The organism is Pseudomonas sp. A-1 (assembly GCF_004801855.1).
GTDB lineage: Bacteria > Pseudomonadota > Gammaproteobacteria > Pseudomonadales > Pseudomonadaceae > Geopseudomonas.
In genome coordinates this window covers 24,693-42,486 of the sequence record NZ_SSTC01000038.1, presented here as the reverse complement: position 1 = coordinate 42,486, position 17,794 = coordinate 24,693, and the positions used below count along the sequence as shown (strand labels likewise).

Below are 17,794 nucleotides of genomic sequence, written 5' to 3'. Positions count from 1 at the left end.
TCTTTTCGAATCAACCGCTTGCGCTTCAGCGAAGAACTCGACCACCGAAGCGAGGGAGATGAATCATACAGCAACCATAGCCGCTGTCAACACCTCCGAGCAACGCGCCTTCAACCCGGAGACTGACGACGCCGCAGGAAAGCAACCCTGCACTTCCACCACCCAATCCAAGCACTTGATTTACAAGGCTTTTCGATCAGCTTGCCGCTGGAAGTGGGGCGCATTATAGAGACATCGGCGACGACGTCAACGACTTTTTTGCAGAACCATTACACAACCCATCAAGAATGGCGCCGACAGGCAGTCAGCACCATCCCTTCCAGCCCTACTCTGCCTGGCGACGGCGACGCACCTGCAGCAGACGCTGCACCGGCCCGGAGGCTGCATAGGCGAGGAAGATCAGCAGCAGGATCCGCGGCGGGTCGCTGAAGATCACTGCGAACACCAGAACCACGACCAGGATGGCCACGAAAGGTACGCGCCCCTTGAGGTCGAAGTCCTTGAAGCTGTGGTACTTGATGTTGCTGACCATCAGCGCTCCGGCCGCCGCCACCAGCAGGGCGAACAGCAGCACTACCAGCACTGGCATGTCGACGCCATCGACGCCGAAGTCCTTCAGTGCCCACACCGTACCGGCCACGACTCCCGCCGCAGCAGGACTGGCCAGACCGATGAAGTAGCGCTTGTCGACCTTGCCGATCTGGGTGTTGAAGCGCGCCAGGCGCAGGGCGGCGCAGGCCGCATAGATGAAGGCGACGGTCAGGCCGACATTGCCCAGGCCGGACAGCGCCCACTTGTAGGCCAGCAGCGCCGGAGCCAGGCCGAAGGCGACCATGTCCGACAGCGAGTCGTACTCGGCGCCGAAGGCGCTCTGGGTATTGGTCAGGCGCGCCACGCGCCCGTCCAGACCGTCCAGCACCATGGCCACGAAGATGGTGATGGCAGCGACCTCGAACTTGCCGTTCATGGCGCTGACGATGGAGAAGAAACCGGCAAACAGGTTGGCGGTGGTGAACAGATTGGGCAGCAGGTAGACACCACGATGCCTGACCTTGCGCCCCTCGGCATCCTGCCCCTCCTCGACGTGCTCGTCGATCGGCAGCAGGCTCTCGCTTTCAGGCGCCTTGTTCGGCTCACCGGGTTGTTCACTCATGGGTACACACCTTAGATCGCAATGACATTTCGACCGGCCGGCAACGGATTCACGCCGCAGGCCGGCCACCCACGGTTTATAGCAGAACGACGGACAGAAAAAACGCGGCCGTAGCCGCGTCTTTTCCTCATCGCAGACCTTAGTTCTTGGTCTTGTCGACGATCTTGTTGGCAGCGATCCACGGCATCATGGCGCGCAGCTTCTCGCCGACCACTTCGATGCCATGGGCAGCGTTGTTGCGGCGGTAGGCGGTCATCGACGGGTAGTTGGCCGCGCCTTCGGTGATGAACATCTTGGCATATTCGCCGTTCTGGATGCGCTTCAGGGCATTGCGCATGGCAGCACGGGATTCGGCGTTGATCACTTCCGGGCCGGTGACGTACTCGCCGTACTCGGCGTTGTTGGAGATCGAGTAGTTCATGTTGGCGATGCCGCCTTCGAACATGAGGTCGACGATCAGCTTCAGCTCGTGCAGGCACTCGAAGTAGGCCATTTCCGGCGCGTAACCGGCTTCGACCAGGGTCTCGAAACCGGCCTTGACCAGCTCGACGCAGCCACCGCACAGCACGGCCTGCTCGCCGAACAGGTCGGTTTCGGTCTCGTCCTTGAAGGTGGTTTCGATGATGCCGGTACGACCGCCGCCGACGCCGCAGGCGTAAGACAGGGCAACGTTCTTGGCGTTGCCGGAAGCGTCCTGGTAGATGGCGACCAGGTCCGGGATGCCGCCGCCACGGACGAACTCGGAGCGCACGGTGTGACCCGGGGCCTTCGGCGCGATCATGATCACGTCGAGGTCGGCGCGCGGTACGACCTGGTTGTAGTGGATGGAGAAGCCGTGGGCGAAGGCCAGGGTGGCGCCCTTCTTCAGGTTCGGTTCGATCTCGTCCTTGTACAGGCGGCCCTGAAACTCGTCCGGGGTCAGGATCATCACCAGGTCGGCGGCAGCCACGGCTTCGGCGACTTCGGAAACCTTCAGGCCGTGAGCCTGGGCCTTGGCGACGCTGGCCGAGCCGGCGCGCAGGCCGACGGTCACGTCGACACCGGAGTCCTTCAGGTTGCAGGCATGGGCATGGCCCTGGGAGCCGTAACCGATGATGGCCACCTTCTTGCCCTGGATGATCGACAGATCGCAGTCTTTGTCGTAGTAAACGTGCATGGAAAACCCTCGGTTCAGTGCGGCCTCACGGGCCTGGTTCAAAATCAGATGCTGAGTGTCTTGTCGCCGCGGGCGATGCCGGTGACGCCGCTGCGGACCACTTCCAGGATCGACGTGGTGCCGATGGCCTGGATGAAGCTGTCGAGCTTGTCGCTGGTGCCGGCCAGCTGCACGGTGTACACGCTGCTGGTGACGTCGACGATCTGGCCGCGGAAGATGTCGGCGGTACGCTTGATCTCGGCGCGCTGGGCGCCGGTGGCCTTGACCTTGACCAGCATCAGCTCGCGCTCGATGTGGGCGCTTTCCGACAGGTTCACCAGCTTGACCACTTCGATCAGCTTGTTGAGGTTCTTGGTGATCTGCTCGATCACCTCATCCTGGCCGACGGTGGTCAGCGTCAGACGCGACAGGGTCGGGTCCTCGGTCGGCGCCACGGTCAGGCTTTCGATGTTGTAGTTGCGCTGGGAGAACAGGCCGACCACACGCGACAGCGCGCCGGGTTCGTTTTCCAGGAGCAGGGAGATGATGTGTCGCATGTTCAGGTGCGCTCCGTCTTGCTCAGCCACATGTCGCGCATGGAGCCGTCACGAATCTGCATCGGGTAAACGTGCTCGCTGGCATCCACCTGGATGTCCAGGAACACCAGGCGATCCTTGAGCGCGAAGGCCTCTTCCATCTTCGGCTTGAGGTCCTCGAGCCGGGTGATCTTCATGCCGACGTGGCCGTAGGCCTCGACCAGCTTGACGAAGTCCGGCAGTGAGTCCATGTAGGAGTGCGAGTGACGGCCGCTGTAGACCATGTCCTGCCACTGCTTGACCATGCCGAGGGCCTGGTTGTTGAGGGTGACGATCTTCACCGGCAGGTCGTACTGCAGGCAGGTCGACAGCTCCTGGATGTTCATCTGGATGCTGCCCTCGCCGGTGACGCAGGCCACGTCGACATCCGGGAAGTTCAGCTTGGCGCCCATGGCCGCCGGCAGGCCGAAGCCCATGGTGCCCAGGCCGCCGGAATTCAGCCAGCGGTTGGGCTTGTCGAACTTGTAGTACTGGGCGGCGAACATCTGGTGCTGGCCGACGTCCGAGGCGACGAAGGCATCGCCGCGGGTGACCTCGTAGAGGGTCTCGATCACGGTCTGCGGCTTGATGATGCTGCCGTCGCCCTTGTCGTAGGGGAACAGGCCGCGGTTGCCGCGCCACTCCTCGATCTGCTTCCACCAGCTGGCCAGGGCCTCCTGGTTCGGCTTCTGGCCGATTTCCTTGAGGATGGCCACCATCTCGGTGAGCACGCTGTCGACCGGACCGACGATCGGCACATCGGCCTTGATGGTCTTGGAGATCGACGCCGGGTCGATGTCGATGTGGATGATCTTGGCGTTCGGGCAGAACTTCGGCGCGCCGTTGATCACCCGGTCATCGAAGCGCGCGCCGACGGCGAGGATCACGTCGGCGTGGTGCATGGTCAGGTTGGCGGTGTAGCTGCCGTGCATGCCGAGCATGCCGAGGAACTGGCGGTCGCTGCCCGGATAGCCGCCGAGGCCCATCAGGGTGTTGGTCACCGGCAGGTTGAGCATGCGCGCCAGCTCGGTCAGCGGCGCCGAAGCATTGCCCATGATCACGCCGCCGCCGGAGTAGAGCACCGGGCGCTTGGCCGCCAGCAGCATCTCGGCCGCCTTGCGGATCTGCCCGGAGTGGCCGCGCACGGCCGGACCGTAGGAGCGCAGCTTGACCTTCTTCGGGTAGACGTACTCGTACTTCTCCGCCGGGTTGGTCATGTCCTTGGGGAAGTCGACGACCACCGGGCCGGGACGACCGGACTCGGCGATGTAGAAGGCCTTCTTCAGCACCTCGGGGATTTCCGACGGGTGCTTGATGATGAAGCTGTGCTTCACGATCGGCCGGGAAATGCCGACCATGTCGGTTTCCTGGAAGGCGTCGGTACCGACCATGTTGCTCGGCACCTGGCCGGACAGCACCACCATGGGGATCGAGTCCATGTAGGCGGTGGCGATGCCGGTGATGGCGTTGGTCGCCCCCGGGCCGGAAGTCACCAGCACCACGCCGGCCTTGCCGGTCGCGCGGGCATAGCCGTCGGCCATGTGGGTGGCGGCCTGCTCGTGACGGACCAGGATGTGTTCGATGGACTTTTCCTTGAAAAGCGCATCGTAGATATGCAGAACGGCACCACCCGGGTACCCGTAGATGTACTTCACGCCCTCGTCGCGCAGGAAGCGGACGATCATTTCAGCGCCTGATAAAAGCTCCACGTTTCACCTCTAGAACGCCTGAGAAACACCCTCGAGAGGGCGACCGAAGTTCGGTTAACTGCCAGGCAGAGCATGGGCGACGGTAGTCGCCGGCGACGTCAGCTGCTGACTTAGCAAGTATCGGGAGCGCTCCTGGTGTTACGGAAAACTCCCACCCCGGCGCGAGGTAACGCGTGACAGGGCCTGGCTTGGGCGGCGCGGGTGTGCACCTCATGGTCTGCCGAGGAGCCACAGGATGGGCTCGCTACAGCGAATCGCAGATTGTTCGGATTCGCCACCGGCAAGTCAAGCCGAAGTTCACGGCGCCGCGCCAGCCCGCCTGTGACCCAGCGCAGAATGGCAGCGCAGGGCTTTTGGGTATAGTTGTCGCCGGTTTCTCCGCGATAACAAGGACCCCTGCATGCGCCGCCACCTTCTCCTAGCCACCCTGCTGCTCGGTTGCGCTGGCGCCGCCAGCGCCGGACAGATCTACAAGTGGGTCGATGCCCAGGGCATCACCCATTTCACCGCCCAGCCACCGCAGGGCGGTGACGCCAGCCTGGTGCCGCCCGCCAAGCAGCCCCCCCATCCCGCCCCGGTCGCCGCCAGCGCGACGGCCAGCGAAGACGCCCCGCCCACGCAGGCGGAGATCGACGAGCGGGTACGCCGCGAGGTCGCGCAGAAGGAAAAGGAGCGCCGAGAATATTGCACCGCCCAGCGCACCAATCTGGCCCAGCTGCGCAACAGCCCGCGCCTGCTCATGAAGATTGACGGGGAAACCCGGCGGCTCACCGAGGAGGAGCGCCAGGCGAAGATCGCCGAGGCCGAGAAGGCCATCGGCGAGCACTGCGAATAGGCCGTCAGGCGCCCGCTGCCAGCAGGCGGTCGAACTCGTCGAGCAGGCGCAGCAGCACGGCCACCTGCTCGCCACGCGCCGCCCATACCACCTCCGCCATCGGCAGGAGCGCGCAGGCACCAGGCAGCGGCGCCTGCTGCTCGATGAGCATCTTCATCCGCGGCAGGAAGATCCACTGCAGCCATTCCTCGAAAGCCAGGGTATCCACGCAGAACGGCTCGATGCTGGCCAGGCGCTCGGCCTCGGGCGCCACCGCCGCCCACCAGCCCAGCCGGCGCAGCTCGCGCTCGATCAGCAGCAGCTGGTCGGCGACGACAGGGATACGCGCATCCATCACAACTGGACCTTGGCGCGCTGACGGGCCTGCGCCGCGCCCGCGGCATCACCCTGCTGCTCGCGCGCCCGCGCGATCACCTCCCACAGGCTGGCCTGCAGCGCCGGCCGGCCGCCCGCATAGGTCAGGCCGCGGCGAGCCAGCTGTTCGGCCTGGGCCGGATTGCCCTGGGCCAGGCGCACCTCGGCCAGGCGATAGAGCACCTGCGGCTCGCGCGGCGCGATGCGCTGGGCGCGCTCCAGGCTGGCCGAAGCGCCAGTGAGGTTGCCGCTGCGCTCCATCTGCTGTGCCGAAGTCAGCAGGGCCAGCACCGGCCCATCGAGACGCTCGTCCGCCGCCAGGGTGACCGAGGATGCCCCGGCCGGAGGCACATTGCTCACCGGCGGCTGAGCAACGAAGCCGCCCCCGGTGCTCAGCGGGGCACTGCCAACTGCCGCCGGATAGGTCTGGATCGGTGCACCGACGGCCTGCGGCACCACTGTCACCCCGGAGTCCTGCGGCTGCGCGCGCGGCGCCGCCTGCGGCATGCTGGCCTGCGGCCGGGCCACGGCCACGCCTCCCGGCCCCACCGGACGCCCTGCCTCCACCACCGGAATCGAGCCGCGCTGCACCGGCGTCGCACAACCCGCCAGAAGCAGCAGCGCCAGCGGCACCAACCAAACCTTGTTCACATCCAGTCCCCTTGCCAAGAAGTTTGCGTCACGGGCAGCCCTGCTGCCGCTCCCCCGGTTGGACACTGCGCAGCGGAACGAAGTGCCCTCACTGCTCCAGCCAGCCACGCACCCAGTCCATGACCTGCTGCGCCGGCTGCTGCAGCTCCTGCGGCAGGCCGCACGGCGGCCCCGCCGGCGGCTCGCTGCCGCGAATATACGGCATCTGCACCGCGCCCGGGCAGCTCGGATCGGAGCCCTGACCGCTGTAGGGGTCGACCCAGGCGCGGGTCACGTTGTCCGGCGGCGTGGTATCCAACGGGGCCGGCACGGCGCGGCGCATGAAACCGGTCCACACCTGCAGCGCGCCGGTGGCACCGGTCAGCGGCGTCTTGCCGTTGTCGTCGCGGCCCATCCACACCACCGCCAGCAGATCCTGGCCGAAACCGGCGAACCAGCTGTCGCGCGAGTCGTTGCTGGTGCCGGTCTTGCCGGCCACGATCAGCGAGGACGGCAGCTGGTTGTACACCGAGCGCCCGGTGCCCTCGCGCATCACCCGGTACATCGCCTCCTGCACCAGGTGGATGGCGCCCGGATCGAAGCGCTGCTGCACCTCGTAGGGGTAGCCCTTGAGCGGCTCGCCGGTGGCGTTCAGCACGCTGCGGATGGCGCGCAGCGGAGTGTTGAAGCCGCCGTTGGCCAGGGTCTGGTACATGGTCGCCACCTGCATCGGGCTGAGCGAGCCGGCGCCCAGCAGCATCGACGGATAGGCCGGCCAGTCCTGCTCGACGCCGAGGCGGTTGACGGTCTTCAGCACGCTGGGCACGCCCAGTTCGAGACCCAGCTTGGCGGTCGACAGGTTGTACGACTGCGCCAGCCCCTGGTAGAGGAAGATGGTGCCGTGGGCCCGGCGGTCGTAGTTCTTCGGCTGCCAGACCTGACCGTCGGCGGTCTTGATCGAGAACGGCTCGTCGGCCAGCAGGCTGGTCAGGGTGTACTGGCTGGGCTTCTCCAGGGCGGTCAGGTACACCGCCGGCTTGATCAGCGAACCGATCGGCCGCTGCGCGTCCAGCGCCCTGTTGAAACCGGCGAAGCGCGGCTGGCGGCTGCCGAGCAGCGCCTGCACCTCGCCGGTCTGCGGATTGGTCACCACCATGGCGGCCTCGACCTCGTCGACGCCCTTGCGGTTGCCCAGGCGCTTGAGGGTGTCGGCCATCGCCGTCTCGGCCTTGAGCTGGAGGATCGGATCGAGGCTGGTGAAGATGCGCAGCCCCTCCTCGGTGAGATCCTGCTCGCGGTAGTCCTGGCGCAGCTGACGCTTGACCATGTCGAGGAAGGCCGGATAGGAGCTGTTGGCCAGACTGCCGCGGCTGCTGACCTCCAGCGGCGCCTGCTTGGCCTTGGCCACCTCTTCGGCGCTGGCCACGCCCTGCTCGGCGAGCAGGTCGAGCACCAGGTTGCGCCGCTCGAGGGCGCGCTCCGGATAGCGCCGCGGATTGTAGTAGGACGGCCCCTTGACCATGCCGACCAGCAGCGCCACCTGGTGCAGGCGCAGCTCGGCCAGCGGTTGGCCGAAGAAGTACTGGCTGGCCAGGCCGAAGCCGTGGATCGCGCGCTGGCCGTCCTGACCGAGGAACACCTCGTTGAGGTAGGCCTCGAGAATCTGCTGCTTGTCGTAGTGCAGCTCCAGCAGCGGCGCCATCAGCGCCTCGGTGGCCTTGCGGGTCAGGCTGCGCTCGTTGCTGAGGAAGAAGTTCTTCACCAGCTGCTGGGTCAGGGTGCTGCCGCCCTGCACCAGCGCGCCGGAGCTGGCGTTGACCCACATGGCGCGGGCGATCGACTTGGGCGACACGCCGAAATGGTTGTAGAACTCGCGATCCTCTACGGCGATCAGGGTCTCCACCAGATACGGCGGCACCTCACCGAGCTGGATGAGGATGCGGTCCTCGTTGTGCGCCGGGTATAGCCCGCCGATCAGCAGCGGCTCGAGGCGCGCCACCGCCAGCTCGCCGCCGGCCTGGCCGAGGCCGGCCACCTGGTTGCCGGAGAAGCGCACGCGCAGCACCTGGGCCGGCTCGGCGCCCTCGTAGAACTGGAAGCCGCGGGTATGCAGCTCGACCTGGTTGCCGCTCACCGCCAGCTCGCCGGGGCCCTGCACCTTGCTGGCGCGCCGGTAGCCGAGCGCCTGCAGTTCGGCGAGGAAGTCCTCGCGACTCAGCTTGAGGCCGGTGAACAGCTCCAGCGGACGGGCATAGACCTTGGCCGGCACCGTCCAGCGCTGACCGGAAAACTTCTCCCGGACCACCCCGTCCAGATAGACCATCAGCACGGCGAACAGCGCCAGGCCGACCAGGCCGAGCCTGACCAGCCAGCGCAGCCACGGCCGGCCGGTGCTGGCCGGTTTCCGGCGGGAACGGGGATTGCGGGAGTTGCGTGGGGTGGGGGTACGGGATCTGCTCATGGCGCGGCATTATACGCACTTGGCGGCGGACGGATGAGACGCCCGGCGGTTTGCACGACCGACTGCAGCCGCCATAATGCGGGCCCAGCCATTTTTCCGACGAAAAGGACGCCCTGTGCCCCAGTCCCTGATCGAGGCCCTGCAGAATCCTGCCCTGTATCCGCACCCGGTGGAGGGCTTCGACGTCATCGAGACGCACATCTCCTGGGTTCTGCTCACCGGCCCCTACGCCTACAAGCTGAAGAAGCCGGTCGACTTCGGCTTCCTCGATTTCAGCAGCGCCGAGGCCCGCGCGCACTTCTGCCGCGAGGAGCTGCGCCTCAACCAGCGCACCGCCCCGGACCTCTACCTCGAGGTGCTGCCGGTCACCGGCAGCCTCGATGCCCCGCAGCTCGGCGGCGACGGCCCGATCCTCGACCACGTGCTGAAGATGCGCCAGTTCCCGCAGAGCGGCCTGCTGTCCAACGTGCTGGCCCGCGGCGAGCTGACACCCGCGCACATCGACACCCTGGCCGAGGGCATCGCCGCCCTGCACGCCGAGGCCGCCCGCGTGCCGCTGGAGCATCCGCTGGGCAGCGCCGAGGCGGTGATGGCGCCGGTGCGGCAGAACTTCGAGCAGATCCGCCCGCTGCTCGAGGAGGCCGCCGATCTCGAGCAGCTGCGCCACCTCGAGGCCTGGGCCGAGGACACCTTCACCCGCCTGCAGCCGCTGCTCGAGCAGCGCAAGGCCGACGGCTTCATCCGCGAGTGCCACGGCGACATCCACCTGGCCAACGTCACCCTGCTGGACGAGCGTCCGGTGCTGTTCGACTGCATCGAGTTCAACGAGCCGTTCCGCCTGATCGACGTGATCAGCGACGCCGCCTTCCTCGCCATGGACCTCGAGGACCGCGGCCTCAAGGCGCTGGCCCGGCGCTTCATCAATGCCTACCTGGAGCACACCGGCGACTACCGGGGCCTGACCCTGCTGCCGTTCTACAAGGCCTACCGCGCCATGGTACGCGCCAAGATCAGCCTGTTCCGCCTGGCCCAGGAGCAGGATCCGGTCGAGCGTGCGGTGATCCTGCGCCAGTACCGCAACTATGCCGCCCTAGCGGAGAGCTACGCCGCCATCCCGGCACGCTTCCTGGCCATCACCCATGGCGTCTCCGCGGTCGGCAAGAGCCACGTGGCGCTGCGCCTGGTCGAAGCCTTCGGCGCGATCCGCCTGCGCTCGGACGTCGAGCGCAAGCGCCTGCACCCCGACGCCGCGCAAGCCGAGCTGTACTCGACCAGCGCCAGCGAGGCCACCTACGCTCGCCTGCACGCGCTGGCCGGCGACATCCTCCAGGCCGGCTTTCCGGTGGCACTGGACGCCACCTACCTCAAGCGCAGCCAGCGCCAGGCCGCCCAGGCCATGGCCGAGCTGACCGGCGTGCCCTTCCTGATCCTCGACTGCCACGCCCCCGAGGCGGTGATCGCCGCCTGGCTGGCCGAACGGCAGAGCGAGGGGCGCGATCCTTCCGACGCGACCCTGGCGGTAATCAAGGACCAGGAAGCAGGGCGCGAACCGCTCGATGCCGACGAGCAGGCCCACAGCGGGCGCATCGACACCCACGAGGCCGCCAGCCTCGACGGCCTGGTCGAGCGCATCCGTCGCCACCTGCCCGGCATCTGAAGCGCGTCACCACTGCCCCTGCAGCCCGCGACTGACGGTAGTCGCGGGCTTTCCGGCGCCGACTAGACTTCCCTGCAAGACGCCGAAAACGCGGAGTTGCAGGGCGTCCTCCGGTAGCGCCGGCGAGCAAGGGGGAAGGAATGAACGACGAGCTGCTGCAGATGAAGAACCTCGGCAAGACTTCGGCACTCTGGCTGCATGCCGTCGGCATCCACAGTGCCAGCGAACTGCGCCGTCGCGGAGCGGTCGCCGCCTACCGCGCGGTGCTGGCCCGCGGCTTCAACGCCTCGCGGGTGCTGCTCTACTCGATCGAGGGCGCCCTGCTCGACCGCCACTGGAGCGAGCTGAGCGACGAGCACAAGGCCCGCCTGCTGGCCCAGCTTGATGTCCAGGAACCACGCAACAAGAGCTAGCTCACAACCTCCACAGCAGCGAATTTACCTGGCGCGGCGAAAGCCCTATTGTCTACAGGCGCCTGGCGCCATCGTTCGAACTGCCCTTCAAGGAATCGCGCCCATGTATCTCACCGGCGAGCAACCGGCCTACGCCGATCAACTGATCAACCACCTGCAGAGCCTGCCCGCCCAGATGCTGGAGGGCCTCGAGCCTGCCGGGCCCGCGCTGGAGATCGCCGATCGGCCGGACGTGCTCGGCGCCCTGCCCGGCGACCAACTGTTCCTTGTCGAGAGCGGCCTGCTGCAGGCCAGCATCGACGAGCGCCCGGTGTTCTACCTCTGCGAGGGCGACCTGCTCGGCCTGCGCCAGGGGCTCGAACTGCCCGCCTGCCGCATCGGCTGCGAAGACCCGGTGCGCCTGCGCCCCTACGCACGCGCCGCCGCCTTCGCCCACATCCATGCCGACCCGCGGCGCCAGGAACTGCTCACCCAGTATCTCAGCGGCCAGATCGCCCTGCTCTCCGATGCCCTCGCCCGTCTGCGCCAGCCCGAGTTGCGGCCGAGCACCGGCTTCCTGCACTTCGCCGCCGGCGAGGAACTGATCCACCAGGGTGACGAAGCCGACAACGTGTTCATCATCGTCGAAGGACATGCGGAGGCATTCGTCGACGGCCACCGGGTCGGCGACGTGCAGAAGGACGAGATCTTCGGCGCCATGGCGGTGTTCACCGGCGAACAGCGCAGCGCCACGGTGATCGCCAGCGAGCCCTGCACGGTGATGGCGATCCCCAAGGAACAGTTCGTCAGCCTGATGCACAGCAATCCGCGCATCGCCCACAGCCTGATCGAGAGCCTGGCCCGCCGCGTGCGCCTGCTCAATCAGGAGGTCACCCAGCTGCGCGACGAGCAGCCTGCCTGAAGCGCAGACGGTTAACGAGCCCAAGGCGAGCGGAGCAATCCGCTCGCCTTTTTTCATGCCAGAAAAAACAGCTCAAATGCGCTTGACTCTTAAATGAAAACAATTATCATCAACTCAGCTGGTCGCGAGACCGGCCGATAAACGAGAGATGGCAGTCGTTTCTCCGGTTTATCTCCTCATCAGGCTAATCACGGTTTCGACCCGGCACGCGCCGGGTCTTTTTTTGCCTGGCGGAATGGCCCCTCCTCAGCGCGCCGGGCGCAGGCCGGCGCAATGATCCTGCGGCGGCGGCGCCGGGGTGTACCAGACGAAGTCGGCCTGGTCGGCACCGACCGGCTGGCCGACTTCCGCCAGCTGCAGCACCAGCACACCCCCGCCCGCGCCCAGATCGGCCAGGTGCAGCGGCACGCCGAGATCGCGACGTACGTGATAGCCACCCGCCAGCAGGACCGCCGGGGTCGGCGCCGCCAGCAGGCGCTCGGCCATGCGCCGGTCGCGCTGCTGCTGCACCGCCAGCATGGCCGGCAGCTGACCCGGCGGCAGCAGATCGCAGTGCGCCTCGCGGATCTGCCCGAGCAGCGCCTCACGCACCGTCGCTGCACCCGCGGACGCTCCCGGCAGCGGCGCACCCTCGCGATAGACCCGCATCACCTCGGCGCGGGTCAGGTTGGCGGCCAGCAGCGGCTCCGGCCGGGCCAGGACATGGCGCACCAGCGCACCGTACTGCTGCCAGTCCCAGCCCTTCTGCCAGGCCAGCGCCGCCGGCAGGTCGGCCGGCCACTGGCTGCGCGCCACCCGGGCGCGCACGGCGTCGACCGACGCCTGCTGGCCGGGCTCGAGCATCTCCAGCAGCAGGCTGCCCGGTGCGCGGCGGCGCTCCAGCGCCCGCAGCAGCCACAGCTGCAGGGCGTGGTGGTCGGCATTGTCGTGCCGCTCGCCGACCAGCAGGCGCCTGGCCGGCGCCAGGCGCTCGATCAGTTGCGCCGGGGTCAGCCGCTCGCCGCTGCGCAGGTCGACGATCGCCCCCAGCTCGCCATGCCCGCGCCCCTCGGGGCCCTGCCATTGCGGCAGCGGCGGCAACGGCGGAGAGGACTGGCAGGCGGCCAGCAGGGTCAGGCAGAGCAGCAGCAGGATGCGCATCGACGTTCTTCCTCAGCGGGCGATGATCAGTGGATGGCCGCGTTCGGGGTGGCGCTGCACCAGCACCTCGAGACCGAACACGGCGCGGATGGGCTCGGGCTGCAGCACCTCGCCCGGGGTGCCCAGGGCCTGCACGCGGCCGCCGGCGAGCAGCAGCAGGCGGTCGCAGTAGCGCGCCGCCAGGTTGAGATCATGGAGGATCACCAGCACCGCCACGCCGCGCGCGGCCAGCGCCTGCACCGCCTGCAGGATGGCGTGCTGGTGCAGCGGGTCGAGCATCGCGGTCGGCTCGTCGAGCAGCAGCACCTGGCCTGCCTCGCCCGGCCACAGCTGGGCGAGCACCCGCGCCAGGTGCACGCGCTGGCGCTCGCCGCCGGACAGCGCCAGGTAGCTGCGTCCGCCCAGATGGGCGATGTCCGCCGCCGCCAGCGCCGCGGCGACGATCTCGCCATCGCGCTGGCGGCCGCTGGCATGGGGCAGGCGGCCCATGGCCACCACCTCGTCGACACGGAAGGCGAAGCTCAGCGTCGAACTCTGCGGCAGCACGGCGAGCCGTTGCGCCCGCTCGCGCCCGGCCCAGGCGGCCAGCGGGCGGCCGTCCAGCAGCACCCGCCCGGCGGAAGGCGCCAGTTCGCCGCACAGCGCGCCGAGCAGGGTGCTCTTGCCGGCGCCGTTGGGGCCGAGCACGCCGAACAGCTCGCCGGGGCGCAGCTGCAGGTCGATCCCGCTCAGCACCGGGCAGCCGCCACGGCACACCTGCAGGCCTTCGGCGCACAGCATCAGAATCGCTCCCGGCGCAGCAGGTAGAGGAAAAAGGGCGCGCCGAGCAGCGCGGTGAGGGTGCCCAGCGGCAGCTCGGCCGGCGCCAGCAGCAGGCGTGCGGCAAGGTCGGCGAGCAGCAGCAGGGCGGCGCCGGCCAGTGCGGCGGCCGGCAGCAGCAGGCGATGGTCGGGGCCGCTGAGCAGGCGCACCAGGTGCGGCACCACCAGACCGACGAAGCCGATCATCCCCGCCGCCGCCACCGCCGCGCCGACGCCCAGCGCGGTGCACAGCACCAGCTCGCGCTTGAGCCGCTCGACCTCGAAGCCGAGGTGGCGGGCCTCCGACTCGCCGAGCAGCAGGGCGTTCAGCGCCGCGGCGCGGCGCGGCAGCCACAGCGCCACCACCACCACCACCGGCAGCAGCGGCCACAGCCGCGCGTAGCTGGCGCCGTTGAGGCTGCCGAGATTCCAGAAGGTCAGGCTGCGCAGGGTGGCGTCGTCGGCCAGGTAGCTGAACAGGCCGATGCCGGCCCCCGCCAGCGCGGTGACGGCGACACCGGCCAGCAGCATGGTCGCCACCCGCGTCTCGCCGTCGTGGCGGCCGAGACGATAGACCAGCGCGGTGACACCGAGGCCGCCGGCGAAGGCGCAGACCGACAGCAGCCAGGGCGCCAGCCAGGCCGGCGCGCCACCGAGCAGCGCAGCGCCGACGATGGCCAGCGCCGCGCCGAGAGCCGCACCGCTGGACACGCCGACCAGGCCGGGGTCGGCCAGCGGGTTGCGGAACAGTCCCTGCATCGCCACCCCGCACAGCGCCAGCACCGCGCCCACGGCGAGGCCGAGCAGGGCGCGCGGCAGGCGGATCTGGCCGACGATCAGCTCGGCCTGCTCCAGATCCGCGCCCGCCAGCGGCAGGCCGGCCAGGCGCAGCAGGGCGCGCAGGCTGTCGCCCAGCGACAGGCTCACCGGGCCGAGCGCCAGCGCCAGCCAGAAGGCCAGCGCCAGCAGCAGCAGCAGGGCGGGGATCAGCACGCGGCCGGGGACGGGGGAATGCATGGCGCAAGGCTCTGCCGGGGAAATCAGCGCTGCAGGATAAGAGCCCGCAGCGGCCACGGCCAGCCCCGGCCTGGCAGGAATGCGCGACGCTGGGGATAATCGGCAGACACGAGGGGGGAATCGGAATGGATCAGCAGCGCCTGTGCGACAGCCAGCAACTACCCGAAGGCGCCAGCCGGGGCGCCAGCATTGCCGGTACCAGCCTGCTGCTGGTGCGCCGCGAGGGCCGGGTGTACGCCTACCGCAACCGCTGCCCGCACCGCGGCATTCCGCTGGAGTGGCAGCCCGACCAGTTCCTCGACGACAGCGGCAGCCTGATCCAGTGCGCCACCCATGGCGCGCTGTTCCTCATCGAGAGCGGCGAGTGCGTGGCCGGGCCCTGCGCCGGGGAAAGCCTCGCGGCGCTGGCCTGCCGCGAGCAGGACGGCGGTATCTGGGTCACCCTGTAGCCGCTGGCTAGAGCAGCACCTCCAGGCGCCGGGCCAGACGGATCTCCTGCGGCGACAGCTCGGCGCCGTAGGCCAGCACCTCCACCCCGGCCGCCAGCGCCTCGCGCAGCGCCGCGGCGTAGTGCGGGTCGATCTCCTGCGCCGGCCGCACCGCCCGGGCGCCCGCCAGGTTGACGCAGTACAGCTGCACCGCCCGCACGCCCTGGCGCGCCAGGGCGGCCAGCTCGCGCAGGTGTTTGCTGCCGCGCTCGGTGCGCGCATCGGGGAAGGCCGCCACCGGCGTGCCGGGAAAGCCCAGGGTGACGCTCTTCACCTCGACGAAGGCGACGCCTTCGGCATAGTCGAGGCGGAAGTCGGCGCGGCTGTTCTCCACGCCGTAGCGCACCTCGCGACGCAGCCCGGCGAACCCGGCCAGTTCGGCGATGACGCCGGCGCGCAGCGCCTCCTCGACCAGCGCATTGGCCCTGGCGGTGTTGACGCAGGCCAGGCGGCCCTGCGGCGTCTCGCTCAGCTCCCAGGTGCTGGGCAGCTTGCGCTTCGGATCATTCGAGCGACTGAACCACACCCGCCCGCCCTCGGCCATGCAGTTGAGCATCGAGCCGGTGTTCGGGCAGTGGATGGTCAGCGTCTCGCCGGCCGCGGTCTCGATGTCGGCGAGGAAGCGCTTGTAGCGACGCAGCAGGCGCCCCTCCTCCAGCGGCGGGTCAAAGCGCATCGGGCCGCCAGGTCCTCAGGCCGCGGGCGATGCGCTCGACCGCCTGCTCCAGGCGCGGCACGCCCTGGGTGTAGGCGAAGCGCACGTGGCGGTCGGCCAGGTGGCGGCCGAAGTCCAGCCCCGGGGTGATGGCCACGTGCTCGGTCTCCAGCAGATGCCGGCACAGCGCGTAGGAGTCGCCGCCGAACGCCGAGACGTCGGCGTACAGGTAGAAGGCGCCCTGCGGCTCGACGGCGATGCGAAAGCCCAGCGCGCGCAGGGCCGGCAGCAGGTAGTCGCGGCGGCGGGCGAACTCGGCGCGGCGCGCCTCGAGGATCGCCAGGGTCTCCGCCTCGAAGCAGGCCAGTGCGGCGTGCTGGGCCACGGTCGGCGCGCTGATGTAGAGGTTCTGCGCCAGCTTCTCCAGCTCCGGCACCGCATCCTGCGGCGCCACCAGCCAGCCGAGGCGCCAGCCGGTCATGCCGAAATACTTGGAGAAGCTGTTGAGCACGAAGGCGCCGTCGTCGACTTCCAGCACGCTGGGGGCATCGAGGCCGTAGGTCAGGCCGTGGTAGATCTCGTCGACCACCAGGTGGCCGCCGCGCGCGCGCAGCGCGGCCGACAGCGCGGCCAGCTCGGCGCGCGACAGCACGGTGCCGGTCGGGTTGGCCGGCGAGGCGACCAGCGCGCCGACGCTGTCGGCCTCCCAGTGGCGCTCGATCAGCGCGGGGCTCAGTTGGTAGTTGTCCTCGGGCCCCACCGGCACCAGCCGGGCATCGCCCTCGACCAGGCGCAGGAAGTGGCGGTTGCACGGATAGCCGGGATCGGCGAGCAGCCAGTGCTTGCCCGGATCGACCAGCAGGGCGCTGGCCAGCAGCAGCGCGCCGCTGCCGCCGGGGGTGATCAGGATGCGCTCGGGACTCACGCTCACCCCGTAGCGGCTGGCGTAGAAGCCGGCCAGCGCCTCGCGCAGCGCCGGCAGGCCGCGCGCCGCGGTGTAGCGGGTCTGCCCGGCGGCCAGCGCGGCCTGGCCGGCGCGCACGATCGGCTCGGCGGTGGCGAAGTCCGGCTCGCCGATCTCCAGGTGGATGACGTCGTGGCCGGCGGCCTGCAGCTCGTTGGCGCGCGCCAGCAGGGCCATGACGTGGAAGGGTTCGATGGCGCGACTGCGCGCACTGTAGGACGGAGCCATGCGGCCCTCCTCGATAGGGCAAAAGCGGATTCTAGCCAACTGTCACACGCCGTGGCAGAGCGTGTGCGCCCCGGACTGGCATCCACCCGGCGATTCTGGTAGGTTCGCCCGCTTGCAACCGCAGGGACGGCTAAAATGCCGCTGATGGACACAACCTGCGCACGGGATCAGCGAACGTGAGAGGCGGACAGATCATGCCGACCAATACCCAAGACAAAAGCACCCAGATCCGCAGCTTCGAGCCCTACCAGGAGACTCCCGGCGAGGAGTACATGGGCGACAAGATGCGCGCCCACTTCGTCGGCATCCTCAACGGCTGGAAGAAGCAGCTGATGGAGGAAGTCGACCGCACCGTGCACCACATGCAGGACGAGGCCGCCAACTTCCCCGATCCGGCCGACCGCGCCAGCCAGGAAGAGGAGTTCAGCCTGGAGCTGCGCACCCGCGACCGCGAGCGCAAGCTGATCAAGAAGATCGACGAGACCCTGCAGCTGATCGAGGACAACGAGTACGGCTGGTGCGACTCCTGCGGCGTCGAGATCGGCATCCGCCGTCTCGAGGCGCGGCCGACCGCCACCCTGTGCATCGACTGCAAGACCCTCGCCGAGATCAAGGAAAAGCAGCTGGGTTCCTGACCCGCGACGGGGCGCCACGGCGCCCCGTGCTGTTTCCGGCCCCT

General features: G+C 68.7%; 19 protein-coding genes. 7 read left to right on the top strand and 12 right to left on the bottom strand.

The genetic code is table 11. The features are described from left to right. Positions 1-229, top strand: a 229-nt coding sequence (locus tag E5198_RS21835) for a hypothetical protein (protein ID WP_218569053.1), incomplete at its 5' end; no start/stop codon positions are given. Positions 230-325: 96 nt separating this feature from the next. Here the strand turns inward: E5198_RS21835 and pssA are convergent. The 4 genes from pssA to E5198_RS10765 form a co-directional block, all read right to left on the bottom strand. Continuing rightward, positions 326-1,153, bottom strand: coding sequence for a CDP-diacylglycerol--serine O-phosphatidyltransferase (gene pssA / locus E5198_RS10780; RefSeq protein WP_136490001.1), 828 nt, complete (start codon positions 1,151-1,153; stop codon positions 326-328). Between the two features lie 139 nt (positions 1,154-1,292). Then, positions 1,293-2,309, bottom strand: a complete 1,017-nt coding sequence (gene ilvC / locus E5198_RS10775) for a ketol-acid reductoisomerase (RefSeq protein WP_136490000.1) — start codon at positions 2,307-2,309, stop codon at positions 1,293-1,295. Between the two features lie 44 nt (positions 2,310-2,353). Continuing rightward, positions 2,354-2,845 (bottom strand): acetolactate synthase small subunit, encoded by a 492-nt coding sequence (gene ilvN, locus E5198_RS10770; RefSeq protein ID WP_136489999.1) that lies wholly within the window; start codon positions 2,843-2,845, stop codon positions 2,354-2,356. A gap of 2 nt (positions 2,846-2,847) precedes the next feature. After that, complete coding sequence (locus E5198_RS10765; protein ID WP_136489998.1) at positions 2,848-4,572, bottom strand: acetolactate synthase 3 large subunit; 1,725 nt, start codon at positions 4,570-4,572, stop codon at positions 2,848-2,850. 400 nt (positions 4,573-4,972) lie between these two features. On the opposite strand from E5198_RS10765, the gene E5198_RS10760 reads away from it, so the two are divergent. Continuing rightward, entirely contained in the window at positions 4,973-5,407 is a 435-nt protein-coding gene (locus E5198_RS10760) for a DUF4124 domain-containing protein (protein ID WP_136489997.1), read from the top strand. 4 nt (positions 5,408-5,411) lie between these two features. Here the strand turns inward: E5198_RS10760 and E5198_RS10755 are convergent, their stop codons facing one another. The 3 genes from E5198_RS10755 to mrcB all read right to left on the bottom strand — a co-directional run bounded on the left by E5198_RS10755 (position 5,412) and on the right by mrcB (position 8,852). Further along, entirely contained in the window at positions 5,412-5,741 is a 330-nt protein-coding gene (locus E5198_RS10755) for a YqcC family protein (RefSeq protein WP_136489996.1), read from the bottom strand. Further along, the gene (locus tag E5198_RS10750) at positions 5,741-6,412 is read right to left on the bottom strand and encodes a tetratricopeptide repeat protein (protein ID WP_136489995.1); all 672 of its coding nucleotides are present in this window, start codon (positions 6,410-6,412) and stop codon (positions 5,741-5,743) included. Before E5198_RS10750 ends, E5198_RS10755 begins: the two co-directional genes overlap by 1 nt. Positions 6,413-6,500: 88 nt before the next feature. After that, positions 6,501-8,852 (bottom strand): penicillin-binding protein 1B, encoded by a 2,352-nt coding sequence (gene mrcB, locus E5198_RS10745; protein WP_136489994.1) that lies wholly within the window; start codon positions 8,850-8,852, stop codon positions 6,501-6,503. A 115-nt stretch (positions 8,853-8,967) separates the two neighbouring features. Here mrcB and E5198_RS10740 point away from each other — a divergent pair, with 115 nt between their 5' ends. From E5198_RS10740 to E5198_RS10730, 3 genes are all read left to right on the top strand, one after another. Further along, on the top strand, positions 8,968-10,509 hold the full coding sequence (locus tag E5198_RS10740) for a bifunctional aminoglycoside phosphotransferase/ATP-binding protein (RefSeq protein WP_136489993.1): 1,542 nt from the start codon (positions 8,968-8,970) through the stop codon (positions 10,507-10,509). Between the two features lie 140 nt (positions 10,510-10,649). After that, positions 10,650-10,922, top strand: a complete 273-nt coding sequence (locus E5198_RS10735; protein ID WP_136489992.1) for a TfoX/Sxy family protein — start codon at positions 10,650-10,652, stop codon at positions 10,920-10,922. 103 nt (positions 10,923-11,025) lie between these two features. Continuing rightward, on the top strand, positions 11,026-11,823 hold the full coding sequence (locus tag E5198_RS10730) for a Crp/Fnr family transcriptional regulator (protein WP_136489991.1): 798 nt from the start codon (positions 11,026-11,028) through the stop codon (positions 11,821-11,823). Between the two features lie 246 nt (positions 11,824-12,069). Here the strand turns inward: E5198_RS10730 and E5198_RS10725 are convergent, their stop codons facing one another. From E5198_RS10725 to E5198_RS10715, 3 genes are read right to left on the bottom strand one after another with little or no spacing between them, the layout of a single operon-like run. Next, on the bottom strand, positions 12,070-12,963 hold the full coding sequence (locus tag E5198_RS10725; RefSeq protein WP_136489990.1) for a ChaN family lipoprotein: 894 nt from the start codon (positions 12,961-12,963) through the stop codon (positions 12,070-12,072). Between the two features lie 12 nt (positions 12,964-12,975). Further along, positions 12,976-13,743 (bottom strand): heme ABC transporter ATP-binding protein, encoded by a 768-nt coding sequence (locus tag E5198_RS10720; RefSeq protein ID WP_136489989.1) that lies wholly within the window; start codon positions 13,741-13,743, stop codon positions 12,976-12,978. After that, positions 13,743-14,780: an iron ABC transporter permease gene (locus tag E5198_RS10715; protein ID WP_136489988.1), complete on the bottom strand. Its 1,038-nt coding sequence runs from the start codon at positions 14,778-14,780 to the stop codon at positions 13,743-13,745. The genes E5198_RS10720 and E5198_RS10715 overlap by 1 nt, the downstream gene beginning before the upstream one ends. Positions 14,781-14,905: 125 nt before the next feature. Between E5198_RS10715 and E5198_RS10710 the strand changes: the two genes are divergently transcribed. Then, positions 14,906-15,229 carry a Rieske (2Fe-2S) protein gene (locus E5198_RS10710; RefSeq protein WP_136489987.1) on the top strand — a complete coding sequence of 108 codons (324 nt, stop codon included), beginning with the start codon at positions 14,906-14,908 and terminating at the stop codon, positions 15,227-15,229. 7 nt (positions 15,230-15,236) lie between these two features. Here the strand turns inward: E5198_RS10710 and sfsA are convergent, their stop codons facing one another. Together sfsA and E5198_RS10700 are read right to left on the bottom strand one after the other, a co-directional pair. After that, complete coding sequence (gene sfsA / locus E5198_RS10705) at positions 15,237-15,944, bottom strand: DNA/RNA nuclease SfsA (protein ID WP_136489986.1); 708 nt, start codon at positions 15,942-15,944, stop codon at positions 15,237-15,239. After that, the gene (locus E5198_RS10700) at positions 15,934-17,115 is read right to left on the bottom strand and encodes a pyridoxal phosphate-dependent aminotransferase (protein WP_136489985.1); all 1,182 of its coding nucleotides are present in this window, start codon (positions 17,113-17,115) and stop codon (positions 15,934-15,936) included. Before E5198_RS10700 ends, sfsA begins: the two co-directional genes overlap by 11 nt. Positions 17,116-17,309: 194 nt before the next feature. Between E5198_RS10700 and dksA the strand changes: the two genes are divergently transcribed. Continuing rightward, positions 17,310-17,750 (top strand): RNA polymerase-binding protein DksA, encoded by a 441-nt coding sequence (gene dksA / locus E5198_RS10695; RefSeq protein WP_136489984.1) that lies wholly within the window; start codon positions 17,310-17,312, stop codon positions 17,748-17,750. Positions 17,751-17,794: the final 44 nt, after the last annotated feature.